General features: G+C 69.0%; 14 protein-coding genes. 8 read left to right on the top strand and 6 right to left on the bottom strand.

Going from position 1 to position 15,460, the window contains the following annotated elements; translation table 11 throughout:
- The first annotated feature begins 144 nt into the window (after window positions 1-144).
- Window positions 145-384 carry a DNA-directed RNA polymerase subunit omega gene (rpoZ, locus tag D7Y21_RS34865; RefSeq protein ID WP_014395366.1) on the top strand — a complete coding sequence of 80 codons (240 nt, stop codon included), beginning with the start codon at window positions 145-147 and terminating at the stop codon, window positions 382-384.
- 9 nt (window positions 385-393) lie between these two features.
- Here rpoZ and D7Y21_RS34860 read toward each other — a convergent pair whose 3' ends face one another.
- From D7Y21_RS34860 to D7Y21_RS34850, 3 genes are read right to left on the bottom strand one after another with little or no spacing between them, the layout of a single operon-like run.
- The gene (locus D7Y21_RS34860) at window positions 394-867 is read right to left on the bottom strand and encodes an NUDIX hydrolase (protein WP_120564122.1); all 474 of its coding nucleotides are present in this window, start codon (window positions 865-867) and stop codon (window positions 394-396) included.
- Window positions 868-905: 38 nt separating this feature from the next.
- A complete protein-coding gene (locus D7Y21_RS34855) occupies window positions 906-1,577 on the bottom strand; it encodes a hypothetical protein (RefSeq protein WP_120564121.1) in 672 nt (223 codons plus the stop codon).
- Window positions 1,567-2,166, bottom strand: coding sequence for a hypothetical protein (locus D7Y21_RS34850; protein WP_120564120.1), 600 nt, complete (start codon window positions 2,164-2,166; stop codon window positions 1,567-1,569). The genes D7Y21_RS34855 and D7Y21_RS34850 overlap by 11 nt, the downstream gene beginning before the upstream one ends.
- 441 nt (window positions 2,167-2,607) lie before the next feature.
- On the opposite strand from D7Y21_RS34850, the gene groES reads away from it, so the two are divergent.
- The 6 genes from groES to D7Y21_RS34820 all read left to right on the top strand — a co-directional run bounded on the left by groES (window position 2,608) and on the right by D7Y21_RS34820 (window position 8,395).
- Window positions 2,608-2,898 (top strand): co-chaperone GroES, encoded by a 291-nt coding sequence (groES, locus tag D7Y21_RS34845; protein ID WP_014395362.1) that lies wholly within the window; start codon window positions 2,608-2,610, stop codon window positions 2,896-2,898.
- 47 nt (window positions 2,899-2,945) lie between these two features.
- Window positions 2,946-4,598, top strand: a complete 1,653-nt coding sequence (groL, locus tag D7Y21_RS34840; protein ID WP_120564119.1) for a chaperonin GroEL — start codon at window positions 2,946-2,948, stop codon at window positions 4,596-4,598.
- Window positions 4,599-4,773: 175 nt separating this feature from the next.
- Complete coding sequence (gene grxC / locus D7Y21_RS34835) at window positions 4,774-5,031, top strand: glutaredoxin 3 (RefSeq protein WP_120564118.1); 258 nt, start codon at window positions 4,774-4,776, stop codon at window positions 5,029-5,031.
- A 98-nt stretch (window positions 5,032-5,129) separates the two neighbouring features.
- On the top strand, window positions 5,130-5,555 hold the full coding sequence (locus D7Y21_RS34830) for a hypothetical protein (protein WP_120564117.1): 426 nt from the start codon (window positions 5,130-5,132) through the stop codon (window positions 5,553-5,555).
- A gap of 201 nt (window positions 5,556-5,756) precedes the next feature.
- Entirely contained in the window at window positions 5,757-7,139 is a 1,383-nt protein-coding gene (locus D7Y21_RS34825; protein ID WP_120564197.1) for a sigma 54-interacting transcriptional regulator, read from the top strand.
- Window positions 7,140-7,186: 47 nt separating this feature from the next.
- Window positions 7,187-8,395 (top strand): hypothetical protein, encoded by a 1,209-nt coding sequence (locus D7Y21_RS34820; protein WP_121717975.1) that lies wholly within the window; start codon window positions 7,187-7,189, stop codon window positions 8,393-8,395.
- 101 nt (window positions 8,396-8,496) lie between these two features.
- Here D7Y21_RS34820 and smc read toward each other — a convergent pair whose 3' ends face one another.
- Window positions 8,497-12,105 (bottom strand): chromosome segregation protein SMC, encoded by a 3,609-nt coding sequence (gene smc / locus D7Y21_RS34815; RefSeq protein WP_121717974.1) that lies wholly within the window; start codon window positions 12,103-12,105, stop codon window positions 8,497-8,499.
- A gap of 359 nt (window positions 12,106-12,464) precedes the next feature.
- Between smc and D7Y21_RS34810 the strand changes: the two genes are divergently transcribed.
- A complete protein-coding gene (locus D7Y21_RS34810; RefSeq protein ID WP_233612396.1) occupies window positions 12,465-13,121 on the top strand; it encodes a hypothetical protein in 657 nt (218 codons plus the stop codon).
- A 4-nt stretch (window positions 13,122-13,125) separates the two neighbouring features.
- Here D7Y21_RS34810 and D7Y21_RS34805 read toward each other — a convergent pair whose 3' ends face one another.
- Entirely contained in the window at window positions 13,126-14,502 is a 1,377-nt protein-coding gene (locus tag D7Y21_RS34805) for a hemolysin family protein (RefSeq protein WP_120564114.1), read from the bottom strand.
- Between the two features lie 11 nt (window positions 14,503-14,513).
- On the bottom strand, window positions 14,514-15,329 hold the full coding sequence (locus D7Y21_RS34800; RefSeq protein WP_120564113.1) for a lipopolysaccharide assembly protein LapB: 816 nt from the start codon (window positions 15,327-15,329) through the stop codon (window positions 14,514-14,516).
- Window positions 15,330-15,460 lie beyond the last annotated feature (131 nt).

The following is a 15,460-nucleotide window of genomic DNA, read 5'->3' as shown; positions in this document are numbered from 1 at the left end:
GGGTGGAGGGCGGGCGGGGAGGCGGTGCCCGGCTGGACGCCCGGCGGAGCTTCCGGCCCGCCATCCTTCCTTGACTGATCCGAACCCGCTCTTTAGGTTGAGAGGCTTCCACCGGCTTCAAATCAGAGCCAAGAAGGATGTTCCATGGCCCGCGTTACCGTTGAAGACTGCCTTCCCTACGTGGACAACCGGTTCGCGCTGGTGCTCCTGGGCGCCAAGCGCGCGCGCCAGCTGATGGCCGGCGCCCGGCCCATCATCGAGACCTCGAAGAACAAGCCGCCCGTGCTCGCCCTGCGCGAGGTCGCCACCCAGCGCGTGAAGTTCGACCGCGACGTGCGCGAGGCGCTGTCCGGCAAGTACGTGGGCGAAGAAGCCAAGAAGTAGCGTTCCGCCCTACCCCGGCTCCTTCCCCTCCACGGGGGGAGGAGCTCCGGGCGCCAGGCCCTGGGCGCGCATCCACCGCAGCGCCCGGCCGGCGACGGCCTTCTCACCCTTGTAACCCAGCGCCGGAATCAGCCCCTCGAGCGGCATCCAGCGCACCTCGTCCACCTCCACGCGCGGCCCCGGCAGCGGCCCCAGCTCCCCCGCCTCGTAGCGGAAGAGGAAGAAGTGGACGCGCTTGAAGATGCGCTGTCCCCGGAACTGGTAGACGTAGCGGATCTCCCCCAGGGGCGCGAGCAGCGCCACGGAGAGCCCCGTCTCCTCCCGCACCTCGCGCTGCGCGGTCTGCTCCGGCGTCTCGCCAGGATCCACGTGGCCCTTGGGCAGCGCCCACAGGTGACGCCCGTGCGGACGGATGACGGCGACTTCCCAGGCCCCGTCCTGGAAGCGGATGACAATGCCTCCTGAGGACGCCTCGCGCGGCATGCCTCCACCCTACCCGATGCAGGCGGCGGCCGGGGCCCTCAACCACCGTGCGCGAAGTGGCGCAGCTTGGCCTCCGCTCCCAGCCGGTATGCATAACGCAGGTCGCCGAGGAGCCGGTCCAACCGCCGGCTCAGGACGTGCCCCATGAGCCGCGCGCAGAAGCGCCGGGACAGCCGGTTCGCCTCCTCGTAGCGCCAGCGCTCCTCCACGGACAGCAGGGGCTGGTAGGCCACGCGGTCGAAGAGGCGGCCCAACAGCTCCCGCGCCCACCCGGCCACGCCTTCACCCCAGCGGTGCATGAGGCACACGACGAACTTGTCCACCTCCGCCTGGGCCTCCAGCTCCAAGAGCGACACCGTGCGCTCGTAGTGCGCCGTGTGCGCGACGTAGAGGAAGTGGCTGACGCCTTCGGTCACCTGGCAGTAGCCGTCCAGGTCGCCCTCCAGCACGGAAGCGAGGGGGCTGCCCGCGTAGCGTTCCATGCGCTCGCGCAGGGACGGGTCCAGGTAGAGCGCCACCTCCAGGCCGCCCCGGGCCTCCAGCACCAGCAGTTCCTCCGGCGCGCGCCCGGTGCCGCCCAGGAGCGCGGCGACCTCCGCGTCCACCACCACGAAGGCCTCCGCGCGGGCCTCGCACCGGAAGCCGTAGATGGCCTCCAGGTGGGCCTGGAGGCGCCCCACGAGCGGGAAGTCCCCAGCGTCAGTTGGCAAGCGGCCCCTTGCGCGGGATCCACCCCGCGTCCACCAGCACGCGCTCCAGCTTGTCGTTGCCCGTGCGCACCCAGGACTCGTAGACACGCAGCGCGCCCGCGGGCCCCGCGCTCACCAGGCCGCGCGCGCTGATCTCCTCCAGCACCTCCGCGAGCGAACGGAACTTGTCGCACAGCTCGCGGTACACGCCGGTGAAGCCGCCCGCGGGCACCAGCTCCGCGACCTGTCCGTAGGCCGCGCCGCCCATCTGGATGTAGTAGTCCGGGCCCACCATCCCCTGCTGCAGCGCGCCGGAGAAGAAGCCGACCTTGTAGAGCGACACGTCGCCCAGCCGCCGCAGCGTGCGGATGCGCTCCTCACGCTCCTGCTGCAGCGCGCGGTGGTACAGCTCCGCCAGCGGTTCGTGGTCCCGCCGGCCCTCCGCGTCACGGCTGAACAGCTTGTCCGTGGCCGCGAACTCCGCCAGCAGGTTCACCAGGTAGAACTCGGTGGACTCGCCCAGCGCCACCCGCTGCCGGGCCGCGACCTCCAGCAGGAGCTCCCGGAAGAACTCCTTCAGCGAGGAAGAGGACGTCACCAGTCCGCTCATCGAGCACACCTCCCGGTTTGAAGCCTGGAAGGCCCCCGGGCCGGCGCCCGGACCTACCAGGACACGCTTCCGACAAGCCTAGCCATGTCGCACGGCGTTAGCAAAACGGACCCAAGTCTTATCAGGCACTTACGTTGGCACTCGTCCGGGGCGAGTGCCAACGTCCGGACACCCGGCACGGCCTTGCGGGCAGGTGCGACCAGCGGGAATCTTTTTCGGAAAAGCCCAATCAGGACGGGAGTTTAGCGGCATCCAGACAGATGCCCCGACGTCGCTTGACGAGGTGAAGTCCCTGGTTATTATCCGCCGCGCCTGGGCGTTAGCACTCAGCGGGTGCGAGTGCCAACGCCGGGGCCCACAGGACCTTTTCAATCACCCCTGCGGCATCCCGGTCCGGACCTTCCGTCCGCCTCCGGCCGCCGCGATTCACAGGAGCAAGCCATGAAGATTCGTCCCCTGCAGGATCGGCTCATCATCAAGCGCGTCGCCGAGGAGAACAAGACCAAGGGCGGCCTCTTCATCCCCGACACGGCGAAGGAGAAGCCGCTCGAGGGCAAGGTGATCGCCGTCGGCAATGGCAAGGTGCTGGAGGACGGCAAGGTGCGCGCCATGGACATCAAGGCCGGCGACACCATCCTCTTCTCCAAGTACGCGGGCACGGAGATCAAGCTGGACGGCGAGGATCACCTGATCCTCCGCGAAGAGGACGTGCTGGGCATCATCGAGAAGTGAAGCCCGCCGTTCGTCTTCCCACTCACAACTTCTAGAGGATTCAGACCATGGCGAAGGACATCATTTTCGAAGTGCGCGCGCGTGACGCCATCCTGCGCGGCGTGAACATCCTGGCCGACGCGGTCAAGGTGACCCTGGGGCCCAAGGGCCGCAACGTCGTCATCGAGAAGAGCTTCGGCTCCCCCACCATCACGAAGGACGGCGTGACGGTGGCGAAGGAAATCGAACTGGAGAACAAGTTCGAGAACATGGGCGCCCAGATGGTCAAGGAGGTCGCCTCCAAGACGTCTGACGTCGCGGGTGACGGCACCACCACGGCCACCGTGCTGGCGCAGGCCATCTTCCGCGAGGGCGCGAAGCTGGTCGCCGCGGGCCACAACCCGATGGACATCAAGCGCGGCATCGACAAGGCCGTCGCCGCCATCATCGCCGAGCTGAAGACGCTGGCGAAGCCGACCAAGGGCAACAAGGAGATCGCCCAGGTTGGCACCATCTCCGCGAACGGTGACACCACCATCGGCCAGATCATCGCGGACGCGATGGAGAAGGTCGGCAAGGAGGGCGTCATCACGGTGGAAGAGGCCAAGGGCCTGGACACCACCCTGGACGTCGTCGAGGGCATGCAGTTCGACCGCGGCTACCTGTCCCCGTACTTCGTGACGGATCCGGAGCGCATGGAGGTCGTGCTGAACGACCCCCTCATCCTCATCCACGAGAAGAAGATCTCGTCGATGAAGGACCTGCTCCCCATCCTGGAGCAGGTGGCGCGCGCCGGTAAGCCCCTGCTGATCATCGCCGAGGAGGTCGAGGGCGAGGCCCTGGCCACCCTGGTGGTGAACAAGATCCGCGGCGTGCTGAACGTGGCGGCGGTGAAGGCGCCGGGCTTCGGCGACCGCCGCAAGGCCATGCTGGAGGACATCGCGGTCCTCACCGGCGGCCGGATGATCGCCGAGGACCTGGGCATCAAGCTGGACACGCTGACGCTCCAGGACCTGGGCCGCGCGAAGCGCGTCACCATCGACAAGGACAACACCACGGTCGTCGACGGCGCGGGCAGCCAGTCGGAGATCGAGGCGCGCGTGAAGCAGATCCGCGCCCAGGTCGAGGAGACCTCCAGCGACTACGACCGTGAGAAGCTCCAGGAGCGCCTCGCGAAGCTCGTGGGCGGCGTGGCCGTCATCAACGTGGGCGCCGCGACCGAGACGGAGATGAAGGAGAAGAAGGCCCGCGTGGAGGACGCGCTCAACGCGACCCGCGCGGCCGTGGAAGAGGGCGTCGTCCCCGGCGGCGGCGTGGCCTACATCCGCTGCCTCAAGGCTCTGGAGACCCTGAAGGTCGCCGACGGTGAGAAGTCCGGCGTGGACATCATCCGTCGCTCCGTCGAGGAGCCGCTGCGTCAGATCGTCGGCAACGGCGGCCTGGAGGGCAGCGTGGTGGTGAACAAGGTCAAGGAGGGCACGGGTCCCTTCGGCTTCAACGCCGCCACGGGCACCTACGAGGACCTGCTGGCCGCGGGCGTCATCGACCCGGCCAAGGTGAGCCGCACCGCGCTGCAGAACGCCGCGTCGGTCGCCTCGCTGATGCTCACCACGGAGGCCATGGTCGCCGAGCGCCCGAAGGCGGACGACGACAAGGGCGCCGCGGGCGGTGGCATGGGCGGCATGGGCGGCATGGGCGGTATGGGCGGCATGGGCATGTAGTCGCCCCACCCTTCCCCGCGTCGTCGACGCATCGGGGACGGGACTTGACGGCCTCCGGCGCCCACCAGGGTTCCGGGGGCCGTCGTGTTTTCAAGAGACCAGACACGCGGGAAGGCCATGGCCACCCGCGCAACGGCCCCTTAGGTTTGGCATCAAGAGAGCCAGGAGGAATTCCATGAAGCCCGTGAAGATCTACACGACGACCTACTGTGGCTTTTGCGTACGCGCGAAGGACCTGCTCAAGCGCAAGGGCGTGGCCTACGAAGAGGTGGACGTCACCGGAGACGACGACGCCCGCACGAAGCTGGTGGAGATGAGCGGCGGTCAGCGCACCGTGCCGCAGATCTTCATCGGCGACACGCACGTGGGCGGCTACTCCGACATGGCCGCGCTCGACCGCGAGGGCAAGCTGGACCCCATGCTCCACGCTTGAGCAGCCAGGCGGCCGGGCCCCGTGCCCGGACGCCACCCGCGTCCTCCGTGCCTACCTTCTCCGTCAAGGCATTCACCCCCTTTCACGGGAGGAACAGCATGGCGGGCGGACAGGAAGTCACGGGGACCCGGGATGAGCACCACGACCTCATCAGCACGCTCTACCACCTGCTCAAGGGCGCGTCGGTGAGCGCGCAGTACCTGCGCGACGCGGAGGCCGCGGGGGATCAGGAGCTGGCGCAGCTCTTCCGCGACTGGCAGGACGAGCAGCGCAACCTGGCCGAGCGCGCCAAGAACCTGCTGGGCACGCGCATGGTGAACGCGCAGGCCGGCACGGGCCGTGCGGCCACCTCGGGCGCGGAGTCCAAGGGCACGAAGCGCAGGGCGAACGCGGAGGTGCCGACGCGCGAGGTGAAGGGCCCCACCAACGCGAGCGTGCGCTCCGGCGGCAGCCCCGGCGACGACGAAGTGGACGAGCAGTCCAAGGAGTCGTTCCCCGCGAGCGACGCACCCGCGAAGTACTGAGGCGAGGGGAAATCCAGGAGGCAGGCCCGACGTCCCCGGTTGGGGCGGCCGGGCCCCTTCTGTCTTCATCTTCAACGGACGTTTCCGCGTCTACTTGTTCCACTTGCCCCCTGTGTGCAGTCCCCCCTAAAGAGGCGGGATTCAGGGCGACGAGGGGTGTTTTTGCCCCCCACGCCCCGTTGCGACCAGGGGTTCGTGACCATGATTGACAGACCGGATGTCACCGAAACCGTCCACGCGGAGCGCGAGGCACAGGCCACTCGCGTCCCCCTTCACGAGTGGACGGTCGAGGTGGTGGGCGGTCCTGACAAGGGCAAGAAGGTCACCACGCGGGACGCGCTGGTGCGCGTGGGCTCCGACGCCGAGGGCGACCTGGTGCTGAGCGACCCGACGGTGAGCCGCCGTCACCTGGAGGTGGAGCGGCTGCCGCAGGGGCTGCTCCTGCGCGACACCGGCAGCCGCAACGGCACGTTCCTCGACGGGCGCCGCATCCTCCAGGCCTTCGTCACCAGCGGCGACAAGGTGGAGCTGGGCAAGACGAAGCTCGCGGTGAAGGTGGCCGCCCGCGCGACGGAGGTGGAGGTCGCTGGCGCGGAGTCCTTCGGGCAGCTCGTGGGCAGCTCGGAGAAGATGCGCTGGGTCTTCACGGAGCTGCGCCGCATCGCGCGCGAGGACATGAACCTGCTCGTCGAGGGTGAGACGGGCACGGGCAAGGAGCTGGCCGCGCGGGCGGTGCACCAGCACTCGCTGCGCCGCCACGGCGCCTTCAAGGTCGTGGACTGCAACCTCATCTCCGAGGAGAAGGCGGAGCGCGAGCTGTTCGGCGGCCTGCGCGCCGGGGAGAACGAGGACAAGGGCGCGCGCGGCATCTTCGAGGCGGCGCGCGGCGGAACCCTCTTCCTGGACGAGGTGGGCGAGCTGCCCATGTCCGTGCAGGGCAAGCTGTTGCGCGTGCTGGAGACGCGCGAGGTGCCGTCGCTGGACGGGCAGCCGGTGGCGGTGGACGTGCGCGTCATCGCCTCCACGCACCGCAACCTGGAGGAGGACGTGCGCCAGGGCCGCTTCCGCGCGGACCTCTACTTCCGGCTCGCGGTGGCGCGCGTGAGGCTGCCGCCCCTGCGCACCCGCCGCGACGACATCCCCACGCTGTCGCAGGCCCTGTCGCGCGGCATGAAGGCCGCGCTGGAGCTGACGCCGCAGACGCTGGCCCTCTTCGAGGGCTACGACTGGCCGGGCAACGTGCGCGAATTGCGCAACGTGCTGGAGCGCGGCGCGCTGATGCAGGAGACGGGCAACACCAGCTGGCTGGACTTCCTGGCGCACGCGCCCAAGCGCACGGAAGGCACGGAGCCCGCCACCAACGTGGCCGCCATCGTCACCGGCATGCCGTACCACGAAGCGAAGGACCGGGTGCTCGCGGACTTCGAGCGGCTGTACTTCGCGGAGGTGATGCGCGAGGTGGCCTTCGACATGAAGGCCGCGGAGCAGCGCACCGGCCTGTCCATGCAGAGCCTCTACCGCCTGTTGAAGAAGAACGGGCTCCGCCTCAAGGACCTCAAGAACGCCGAGGGCCTGGAGAAGTGAGCGCCCGACCGCAGTCCCAACCACCCCAACCGGGAGAAAGCCTCACCATGCTGAAGCGTCTCGCCGTCGCCTCCGTCATCCTCACCGCCGCCTGTGCCGGCCAGCAGAAGACCGAAGCCACCGAAGGTCAGAAGCAGATGACCAAGGAAGAGCGGCTGCGCATCACCAACCAGCCCCCGTTCGACCTGGCGACCTGCTTCCCGCACGAGCAGACCCTGCCCTCCCCCGCCAACGAGGGTGTCCTCGTGGGCGCGCTCCTGAGCGTCCGTCCGGACGTGCTGGAGTGCCTGGTGGATCCGGCCAACCGCGGCGCGGCGGCCAGCACCAAGGTGACGGTGAAGTCCACCGTCAACGCCCAGGGCGTCACGCACGCCGTCACCAGTGACAACCTCACGCCGGCCGGCATTGGCTGCATCCAGCAGGTGCTGGACACGCACGTGAAGCCCGCGGCGCTGGCGGCGGACGCGAAGCCGGTGGAGGCCTCGTACGAGTACGACCACGCCACCGCCAACAACCCGTCCGTCACCATGGGCATCAACGAGGGCTCGGACTTCTCCGGCACGGTGCGCCTGGCGCAGAAGAGCTGGTGTGACTGCTACGCCGGCTTCAAGGCGTCCACCCCGCCGGTGCTGAGCGCCGACATCCACATCGTGAAGGGCCAGCCCAACCCGACGGAGGTCGTCTTCAAGCCCTCCGGCAGCACGGAAGGCGACCAGCTGGCGTCCTGCATGCAGGCGAAGATCGCCGCCATGCCCGCGACGACGACGGGCGAGCTGAAGTTCCCGTTCCGCTTCGTGTTCTTCAACTCGCAGGCCCCGGTGGAGGCCGCCGCGAGCATGCCGCCGGAGCTGCGCTTCTTCCAGCTGGAGCTGGCGCGCACCCAGACGGCCGCCGCGTCCGCCATCGCCTTCGGCGCGCGCACCAACGCGGCGGACACGTATGACGCCGTCGTGCAGAAGTACACCAAGACGAAGGACTACAAGCTCTTCGACGAGCTGTCCTCCAAGTGCCAGGCGCTGGTGGACTCCGCCACCAAGTGGGTGGACGCGCTCAAGGCGCAGGAGACGGTGGACCAGACGACCCTGACGCTGGTGCAGGAGCTCAAGGCCCAGAAGGAAGACTGGGCCCCGGTGGAGACCGCCAGCCAGGAGGCCCTGGCCAACACCCAGAAGGACCTCTCCGCCGCCCAGCAGCGTCTGGCCGCGGACCAGGGCGCCTGCCCGAAGAAGAGCTACGCGCCGGCGAAGAAGAAGTAGTCCTTCGCCTTCGAGCCGCTGAAATGACAACGGGCGCTCCGGGGAACATCCCGGGGCGCCCGTCTTCTTTTCGAGTCTAAAGCCCTGCCCTGCCGCGCGCCCTACGACGCGGCGGGGACCTTGTCATCGTTGTGCGCGGAGGCCTCGCGCATCTTCACGCTGACGAGCTTGGAGATGCCGGGCTCCTCCATGGTGACGCCGTAGAGCGTGTCGGCGATCTCCATGGTGCGCTTGTTGTGGGTGATGAGGATGAACTGCGACTGGCGGCTCATCTCCTTCACCATGTCGTTGTAGCGGCCCACGTTGCCCTCATCCAACGGGGCGTCGACCTCGTCCAGGAGGCAGAAGGGGGTGGGCTTGATGAGGAAGATGCCGAAGATGAGCGCCACGGCGGTGAGGGCCTTCTCACCACCGGACAGCAGATTGACGCTCTGGAGCTTCTTGCCTGGCGGCTGGGCGACGATTTCCACGCCCGGCTCACCGTTGGGGCCCTCCTGCGTGAGGATGAGGCTGGCCCGGCCACCGCCGAACAGGCGCGGGAAGATGGCCTGGAACTTGTCGTTCACCACGTCGAAGGTCTGCTTGAAGCGCTCGCGGCTCGTCGCGTCGATGCGGACGATGGCTTCCTTCAGCTGGCTGATGGACGCCTGGAGGTCCTGACGCTGGGTGGAGAGGAACTCGAAGCGCTTGGACAGCTCTTCGTGCTCGTCGATGGCGGTGAGGTTGATCTCCCCCATCTTCTCCACCTGCGCGCGCAGGTCCTTGAGCTCGCTCTCCACTTCCGGCGAGAGCGGCGCCAGCAGGTGGTAGTTGTGCAGCTCCGCGGACAGCTCCAGCTGGTAGCGCTCGCGGATGCCGGCGGCCAGGTGCTCCAGCTCCAGGCCAATCTCCTTCTCGCGCAGGGTGATCTGCGACAGGCCCTGCATGAGCTCGTCCAGCCGGCCGCGCAGCTCGCGGAAGGCGGTGTCCTGCTCGCGCACCTCGGTGGTGGCGGTGGTGTGCGCGGTGCGGCGGGACTCCAGGGCCTCCGCGGCCACGCGGTGCTCCTCCGCCCGCTGCTCCTTGGTGGACTCCAGCTCCGCGAGCCGGCCCTGCAGCTGCTCCACCTTGGTGCGGCCGTCCGTCACCGTGGCCTGCAGGCGGCTGACGCGCGCCTCCATGTCCCGGCGCTGCGCCACCAGGCTCTCCAGCTCCTTGCGCGCGGACTCGCCGCGCTCGCTGCCGGCGGCCACCTTCACGCGCAGGCCCATCAGGTCCGAGGACGCCATGTCCGCGCGCTGGCGCAGGCCTTCCAGCTCGCCCGCGTACTGGCGCACGCGCTCCTCGCGCGCCTCGCGGTCCGCCTGACCGTGGGCCACCTCGCCGCGGCTGGACTCCTCCTCGTTGGCGAGCGCGGTGTGGCTCTGCGACAGCTGGCCCTCCTCACCCTCCAGCGAGCGCAGCCGCTCGCGCACCCGGGCCAGGTCCTCGCTCGCCTTGTGGAGGTCCTTCTCCTGGCTGGCCAGGTTGACCTCCTCCGCGTGCTGCTCCTTGCCCAGGCCCTTGAGGACGGCCTCCGCCTGCCCCATCTGCTTCTGGAGCGTGTAGTGGCGGGTCAGGATTTCGTTGTAGCGCTCCTCCACGCGGGCCACTTCGGCCGCCAGCTCCGCGATTTCGCGCTTCTTCTGGAGCGCGCCCACGGCCGCGCCCTCGCGCTCGCCGCCGGTGATGGAGCCGTCCGCGCGGAACACCTCACCGTCCAGCGTGACGAGCGTGACGGGCACGGGGGTGCTCTCCGCGTACTCGCGCGCGGCGACCAGGTCCTGGACGATGACCACGTCGCCCAAGAGCAGCTTGAGCACCGGCTCCAGCGCGGGCTCGCAGGACACTTCCTTCAGCGCGTGCGCCAGCACGCCCGGGCGTGAGAGGTCCGGCTCCACGTAGGCCCGGGCCAGCTCGCCGGAGGGCACCGGCAGGAAGGTGCCGCGCCCTTCGGCGTGGCCCTTGAGGTACTCCACCAGCTCCACGCCCTTCTCGCGGCTGTCCACGATGACGTGCTGGAGCCGCTCACCCAGGGCGGCCTCCACCGCGCGCTCGTAGCGAGCGGAGGGGACCGTGAGGACGTCCGCCACCAGGCCGAAGATGCCCTGCTCGCGGGCCGCCTCCGCCGCGCGCACCATGACGGCGCGCACGCCCCGGTCGAAGCCGTCGTAGTTCTTCTGGATGTCCTCCAGGGAGGACAGGCGGCTGCGCTTGTCGCTCAGCTCCTCGCGCAGCGCGATGACCTGGACCTCGTTCTCCGTGAAGGCCTCGCGCGTGCGGGTGAGGGCCTCCTCTTCATGGCCCCGGCGCTCGGCCAGCTCGGAGGCCAGGTGGCGCGTGTCCTCCACGTGCCTGGCCGCCTGGGTGCGCACGGAGTCCAGCTCCTGCTCCTGGGCGCGCAGGGCCTCCAGCTCACCGCCCAGCTTCGCGCGGCGCGCCTCCAGGTCCGTGCGCTGGCGCGCCAGATTGACCAGGTTGCTCTCGTGGTTCGCCAGGCGCGTGGCCACGGCGACCAGCCCCGCCCGCTCCTGCTCCAGGCGCAGGGAGATTTCCGTCTGGAGCACGGAGACGCGGCGCTGCTCCTCCAGGGCCACCGCCATGGCCACTTCGTCTTCCTTGTACGAGCCGGCGATGCCCGACAGCTCCGCCTCGCGGGCCGTCATGGTCCGCACGACCTCGGCCTGCCGCGCGAGCAGCGCGTCCAGCTCCGCCTGCGCGGACTCCACGCGGGTGCCGGTCTCCTCGAAGTCGCGGCGGCCGTAGGACAGCTCCTGCGCCTCACGCTGCAGGGCGCTCTCCAGCGCGTGCACCTCGCCGGCGTACTGCTGGAGCGCCGCCCCTTCCGCGTCCAATTCCGCGCGGCGCCGGGTGATGACCTCCTCCAGCTCCTTCACCTTGTCCAGGCCCTCGCGCTCCTCGCCGCCCAGGTTCTCCAGGCGAGACTGGAGCACGCGCTTCTCCGCCATCAGCTCCAGCGAGCGGTGGCTGGTGGAGTGCAGATCAATCTCCCGCATGCGCGCCTTGAGCTTGCGGTACTTCTCCGCCTTCTTCGCCTGGCGCGACAGCGTGTCCAGCCGCTTCTCCAGCTCGCCGGTGATGTCGTTGACACGCAGGAGGTTGGCCTCGGTGGCCTCCATCTTGCGCTCGGCGGCCTTGCGGCGGGCCTTGTACTTGGTGACGCCCGCGGCCTCCTCCAGGAGGTGCCGGCGGTCCTCCGGCTTGCTGGAGACGATGAGGCCGACGCGGCCCTGCTCGATGATGGAGTAGGCCTTGGTGCCCACGCCCGTGCCGAGGAACAGCTCGGTGATGTCCAGCAGGCGGCAGAGGGTCTTGTTGATGAGGTACTCGGAGTCGCCGTTGCGGAACAGGCGCCGCGTCACGGTGATCTCACTGAAGCCCTGGTACTGGGGCGCCAGCGTGTCCGTGTCGTCCACGAGGAAGGTGAGCGACACCTCCGCCATGGACAGGGGCGGCTTGTTCTCCGAGCCGTTGAAGATGACGTCTTCCATGCCGCGGCCGCGCAGGTTCTTCGCGCTCTGCTCGCCCATCACCCAGCGGATGGCGTCCACGACGTTGGATTTGCCACACCCATTGGGGCCGACGACGCCCGTGACGCCCTCGTCGAAGGAGAAGACGCTCCGCTCCATGAACGACTTGAAGCCGGTGATGTCCAGGCGCTTGATTCGCATGCCAGCGTGCTCCCTACGGCCGACGGTGAGGCGGCGTGAAAACGCGCGCGAGGCCGGAAAATCGGCTCCGCAGCGTTCGGCAGGAGTACCAACGCACCCCACCGCGGATCAAGCGTGACCATGCCACGCATGACCCTATGTCTAGTGCTACAGGCCGGTAGGTGAGCGACCCTGCGTCACCCTTGCAAAGCAGCCGACCCACCCTACCTTCCTGTTGATCTTTCTGGAGGCGTCCTACGTTTCAGCCCTTGCTTGCCATGTCGCTCCTCGTGGGCGCGTCCCCGACGTCCCAGGTAGCACCCCGGTCTGACATGGTCGCGGCGGCGGCGCCGGCCCCTTGTCCGAACCCCTGGTTTCCCATGGAGGAAGGCCTGTCGCTGACCTACCGGGCGGGCCGCTCGTCGGAGCTGGTGCTGGCGACGAAGGACGTCGCCCCCAACCCGGACGGGACGGTGAAGGCCACGCTGGCGGTGAGCCTCAAGGGGCGCAGCGGGCAGACGGACCTGACCTGTGACTCCGAAGGCGTCCGCACGGGCCTGGGCGGCCTGGAGGGCACGCTCCTGTCCGCGTCCGGCATGGACGTTCAAGTGGTGAACGCGGAGGGCGCGGCCGTGCCGGCGCCGTCCGTGATGGTCCCCGGGGGCACCTGGAAGAACAGCCTGTCGGTGAAGCTCCAGCCGCCGGCCAGGAAGGGCGGCCTGCGCCCCACCATCGCCACGACCTTCGACAAGGAGGCCACGGTGGTGGGCGAGGAGGAGATCACCGTCGCGGCGGGCACCTTCAAGGCGCTCAAGATCAAGAACGTCACCACGGCCCGCGCCAGCCGCCCCGGCGCGGAGGGCCGCTCCATGGAGAGCTTCATGTGGTTCGCGCCGGACGTGGGCATCGTGAAGCTGACCACGGACGGGGAGACGAACCTGGAGCTGCTCAAGGTGGACCGGCCGAACGCCAAGGTGAAGCCGGCGGCCATACAGGGCGGCGCGAAGAAGAAGGCCGTGAAGCCCACCAAGAGCTAGCGATTCACCCCGTCTCGCCGGAGGGCACGGGCGGCTCCGGAGAGCGGCTGCCGTCCTTGGGCACCGCCGTGGGGCGCGACTGTGGCTCCACCGTGACGCGCACCACGCGGGGGCCGTCCACCTCCTCCACGAGGATGCGCCACATGTCGAGCTTGAGGCTGTCGCCCTTCTCCGGCACCCGGCCCAGCTTCGTCATCAGGTAGCCGGCGATGGTCGTCACCTCGCCCTTCTCGTCGTCGCTCAGGTCGAAGGTGACGTCCAGCTGGGCCTCCAGGTCGTCCAGCTGCGCGGTGCCGGGCAATTCGAAGCGGCCTCCCGGCAGCGCCCGCACCTCCTCCACGCGCCGGCCCAGCTCCGCCACGTCGCCCACCACCTCCGCCACCACGTCCGCGATGGTGACCAGCCCGGACGTGCCGCCGTGCTCGTCCACCACCATGGCGATCTGCCGGCGCCGGCGGCGGAACTCCGTCAAGAGCTGCTCCAGCGTCGCGTTCTCCGGGATGAAGAGCACAGGGCGCTGCACCTGCGACAGGCTGCGCAATTCGCCGCGCGACAGGAGGAAGAACAGATCCTTCACGTTCACCACGCCCTCGACCTCATCGAGGTTGCCCCGGCACACCGGCAGCCACGTGTGCCCGGACGCCCGCGCGTCGATGACGTTCCTGTCCAGCGCCTCCTCCACGTCCAGGTAGCGCATCTGGTTGCGGGGCACCATCACCTGCCGCGCCGTCTTCTGCGCCATCTCCAGCGCGCGCTCCAAAAGCTCCGCCCGCGCCGTGGTGATGGCGCCGGCCTGCGCGGAGCTGTGCAGGATGACGCGCAGCTCGTCCTCGTTCGTCGCCTCGTGCGTCTCGCTGGCCGAGTGCAGGCCGAAGGCCTTGAGCACCAGCCCCGCCAGCCAGTTGAGCAGCCGGATGGCCGGGTAGAAGAGGAAGTAGAACGCGCGCATGGGCAGCGCCACCGCGAGCGTCGTCTGCTCCGCGCGCTGGATGGCGACGCTCTTGGGCGCCAGCTCCCCCATCACGATGTGCAGGAACGTGATGATGCTGAAGCCGATGATGCCCGCCGCGGTGGAGCCGTACTTCGCCGCCAGCGCCTCCGGCAGCACCTTCTCCACCACCGGGTGCAGCAGGTGTTCGAACGCGGGCTCACCCAGCCAGCCCAGGCCCAGCGACGCGAGCGTGATGCCGAACTGCGTGGCGGACAGGTACGCGTCCAGTTCGGTCACCATCTTCAGGGCCGTGGCCGCGCCGGGCGTGCCCTCGTCCACCAGGGACTGCAGGCGCGTGGCGCGGATCTTCACGATGGCGAACTCCGTCGCCACGAAGAAACCGTTCGCGACGACCAGCAGCAGCGCCAGCCCCAGGAAAACCCATTCCATGTGTGATTCCCTCAGAAGAGGGCTTCGAAGTCCGGATCGCCCTTGAGCACGTCGAACATGGGGTCCGCGGACAGCCACCCCAGGACCTTCTGCCGGTCCGCCGCCAGCGCCTTCTGCAGGTACTGGACGGCGTCCTTCGGACGGCCCCACAGCGCGTACAGCGCCGCCAGGTTGTAGTTGAGCAGGAGGTCTTCCGCGTTGAGCGCCCGGGCGCGCTCGTAGGCGCGCTCCGCTTCCGCGTAGAAGCCCTTCTGGGCGTAGCAGATGCCCAGGTCCAGCTGCGCCTCGAAGTTGTCCGGCTCCAGCCGCACCACTTCCTTCAGCTGGGTGATGGAGGAGCGGTAGTCCCCCTCATCCATCATCAGCGCCGCCAGCTCGTGCCGGGGGAAGGCGTCCTGCGGGTCCAGCTCGATGGCGGCCTGCAGCTCCCGCATCGCCTCCTCCACCCGGCCCTGGTCCGCGTAGGTGAGCCCCAGGTTGAGGTGGGCGTCCGGGTACTCCGGATCCAGCTCGATGGCTTCCTTGTACTCCTCCACGGCCATCTCGCTGGCGTGGGTGGAGAGGAAGCAGGCCAGGTTGTAGTGCGCGGTGGCGCTCTCCGGCTCCAGCTTGAGCGCGGTGAGGTACTCGCCCAGCGCCTCGCGGAACTGCTTCTTCTCCGCGTAGACCGTGGCCAGGTTGTCGTGCGCGTGCGCCGACGTGGGGTCCAGGTCGATGGCCTTCTTGAACTCCTTGATGGCCTCGTCCAGCCAGCCCCGGTCCGCCAGCTCGATGCCGCGGGTGTTGTGCTCGTCGGACAGAGCGATGTTGTCCTTTTCCCGGGCCATGAGCGCGCGGCAATCTACGCGTCGCGCGTTTCCCCGTGCAAGGTAGAGTTTCCCCTTGCCCATGCGCCACGCCGCCCTGCTGCTCCTGCTGTCACTTTCCGCCTGCCATCCCCGCCCCGTGACGCCCGCCT

The organism is Corallococcus sp. AB045, from assembly GCF_003668895.1.
Taxonomy (GTDB): domain Bacteria; phylum Myxococcota; class Myxococcia; order Myxococcales; family Myxococcaceae; genus Corallococcus; species Corallococcus coralloides.
Note: the sequence above shows the minus strand (reverse complement) of the source record. Positions and strands in the feature narration are given on the sequence as shown.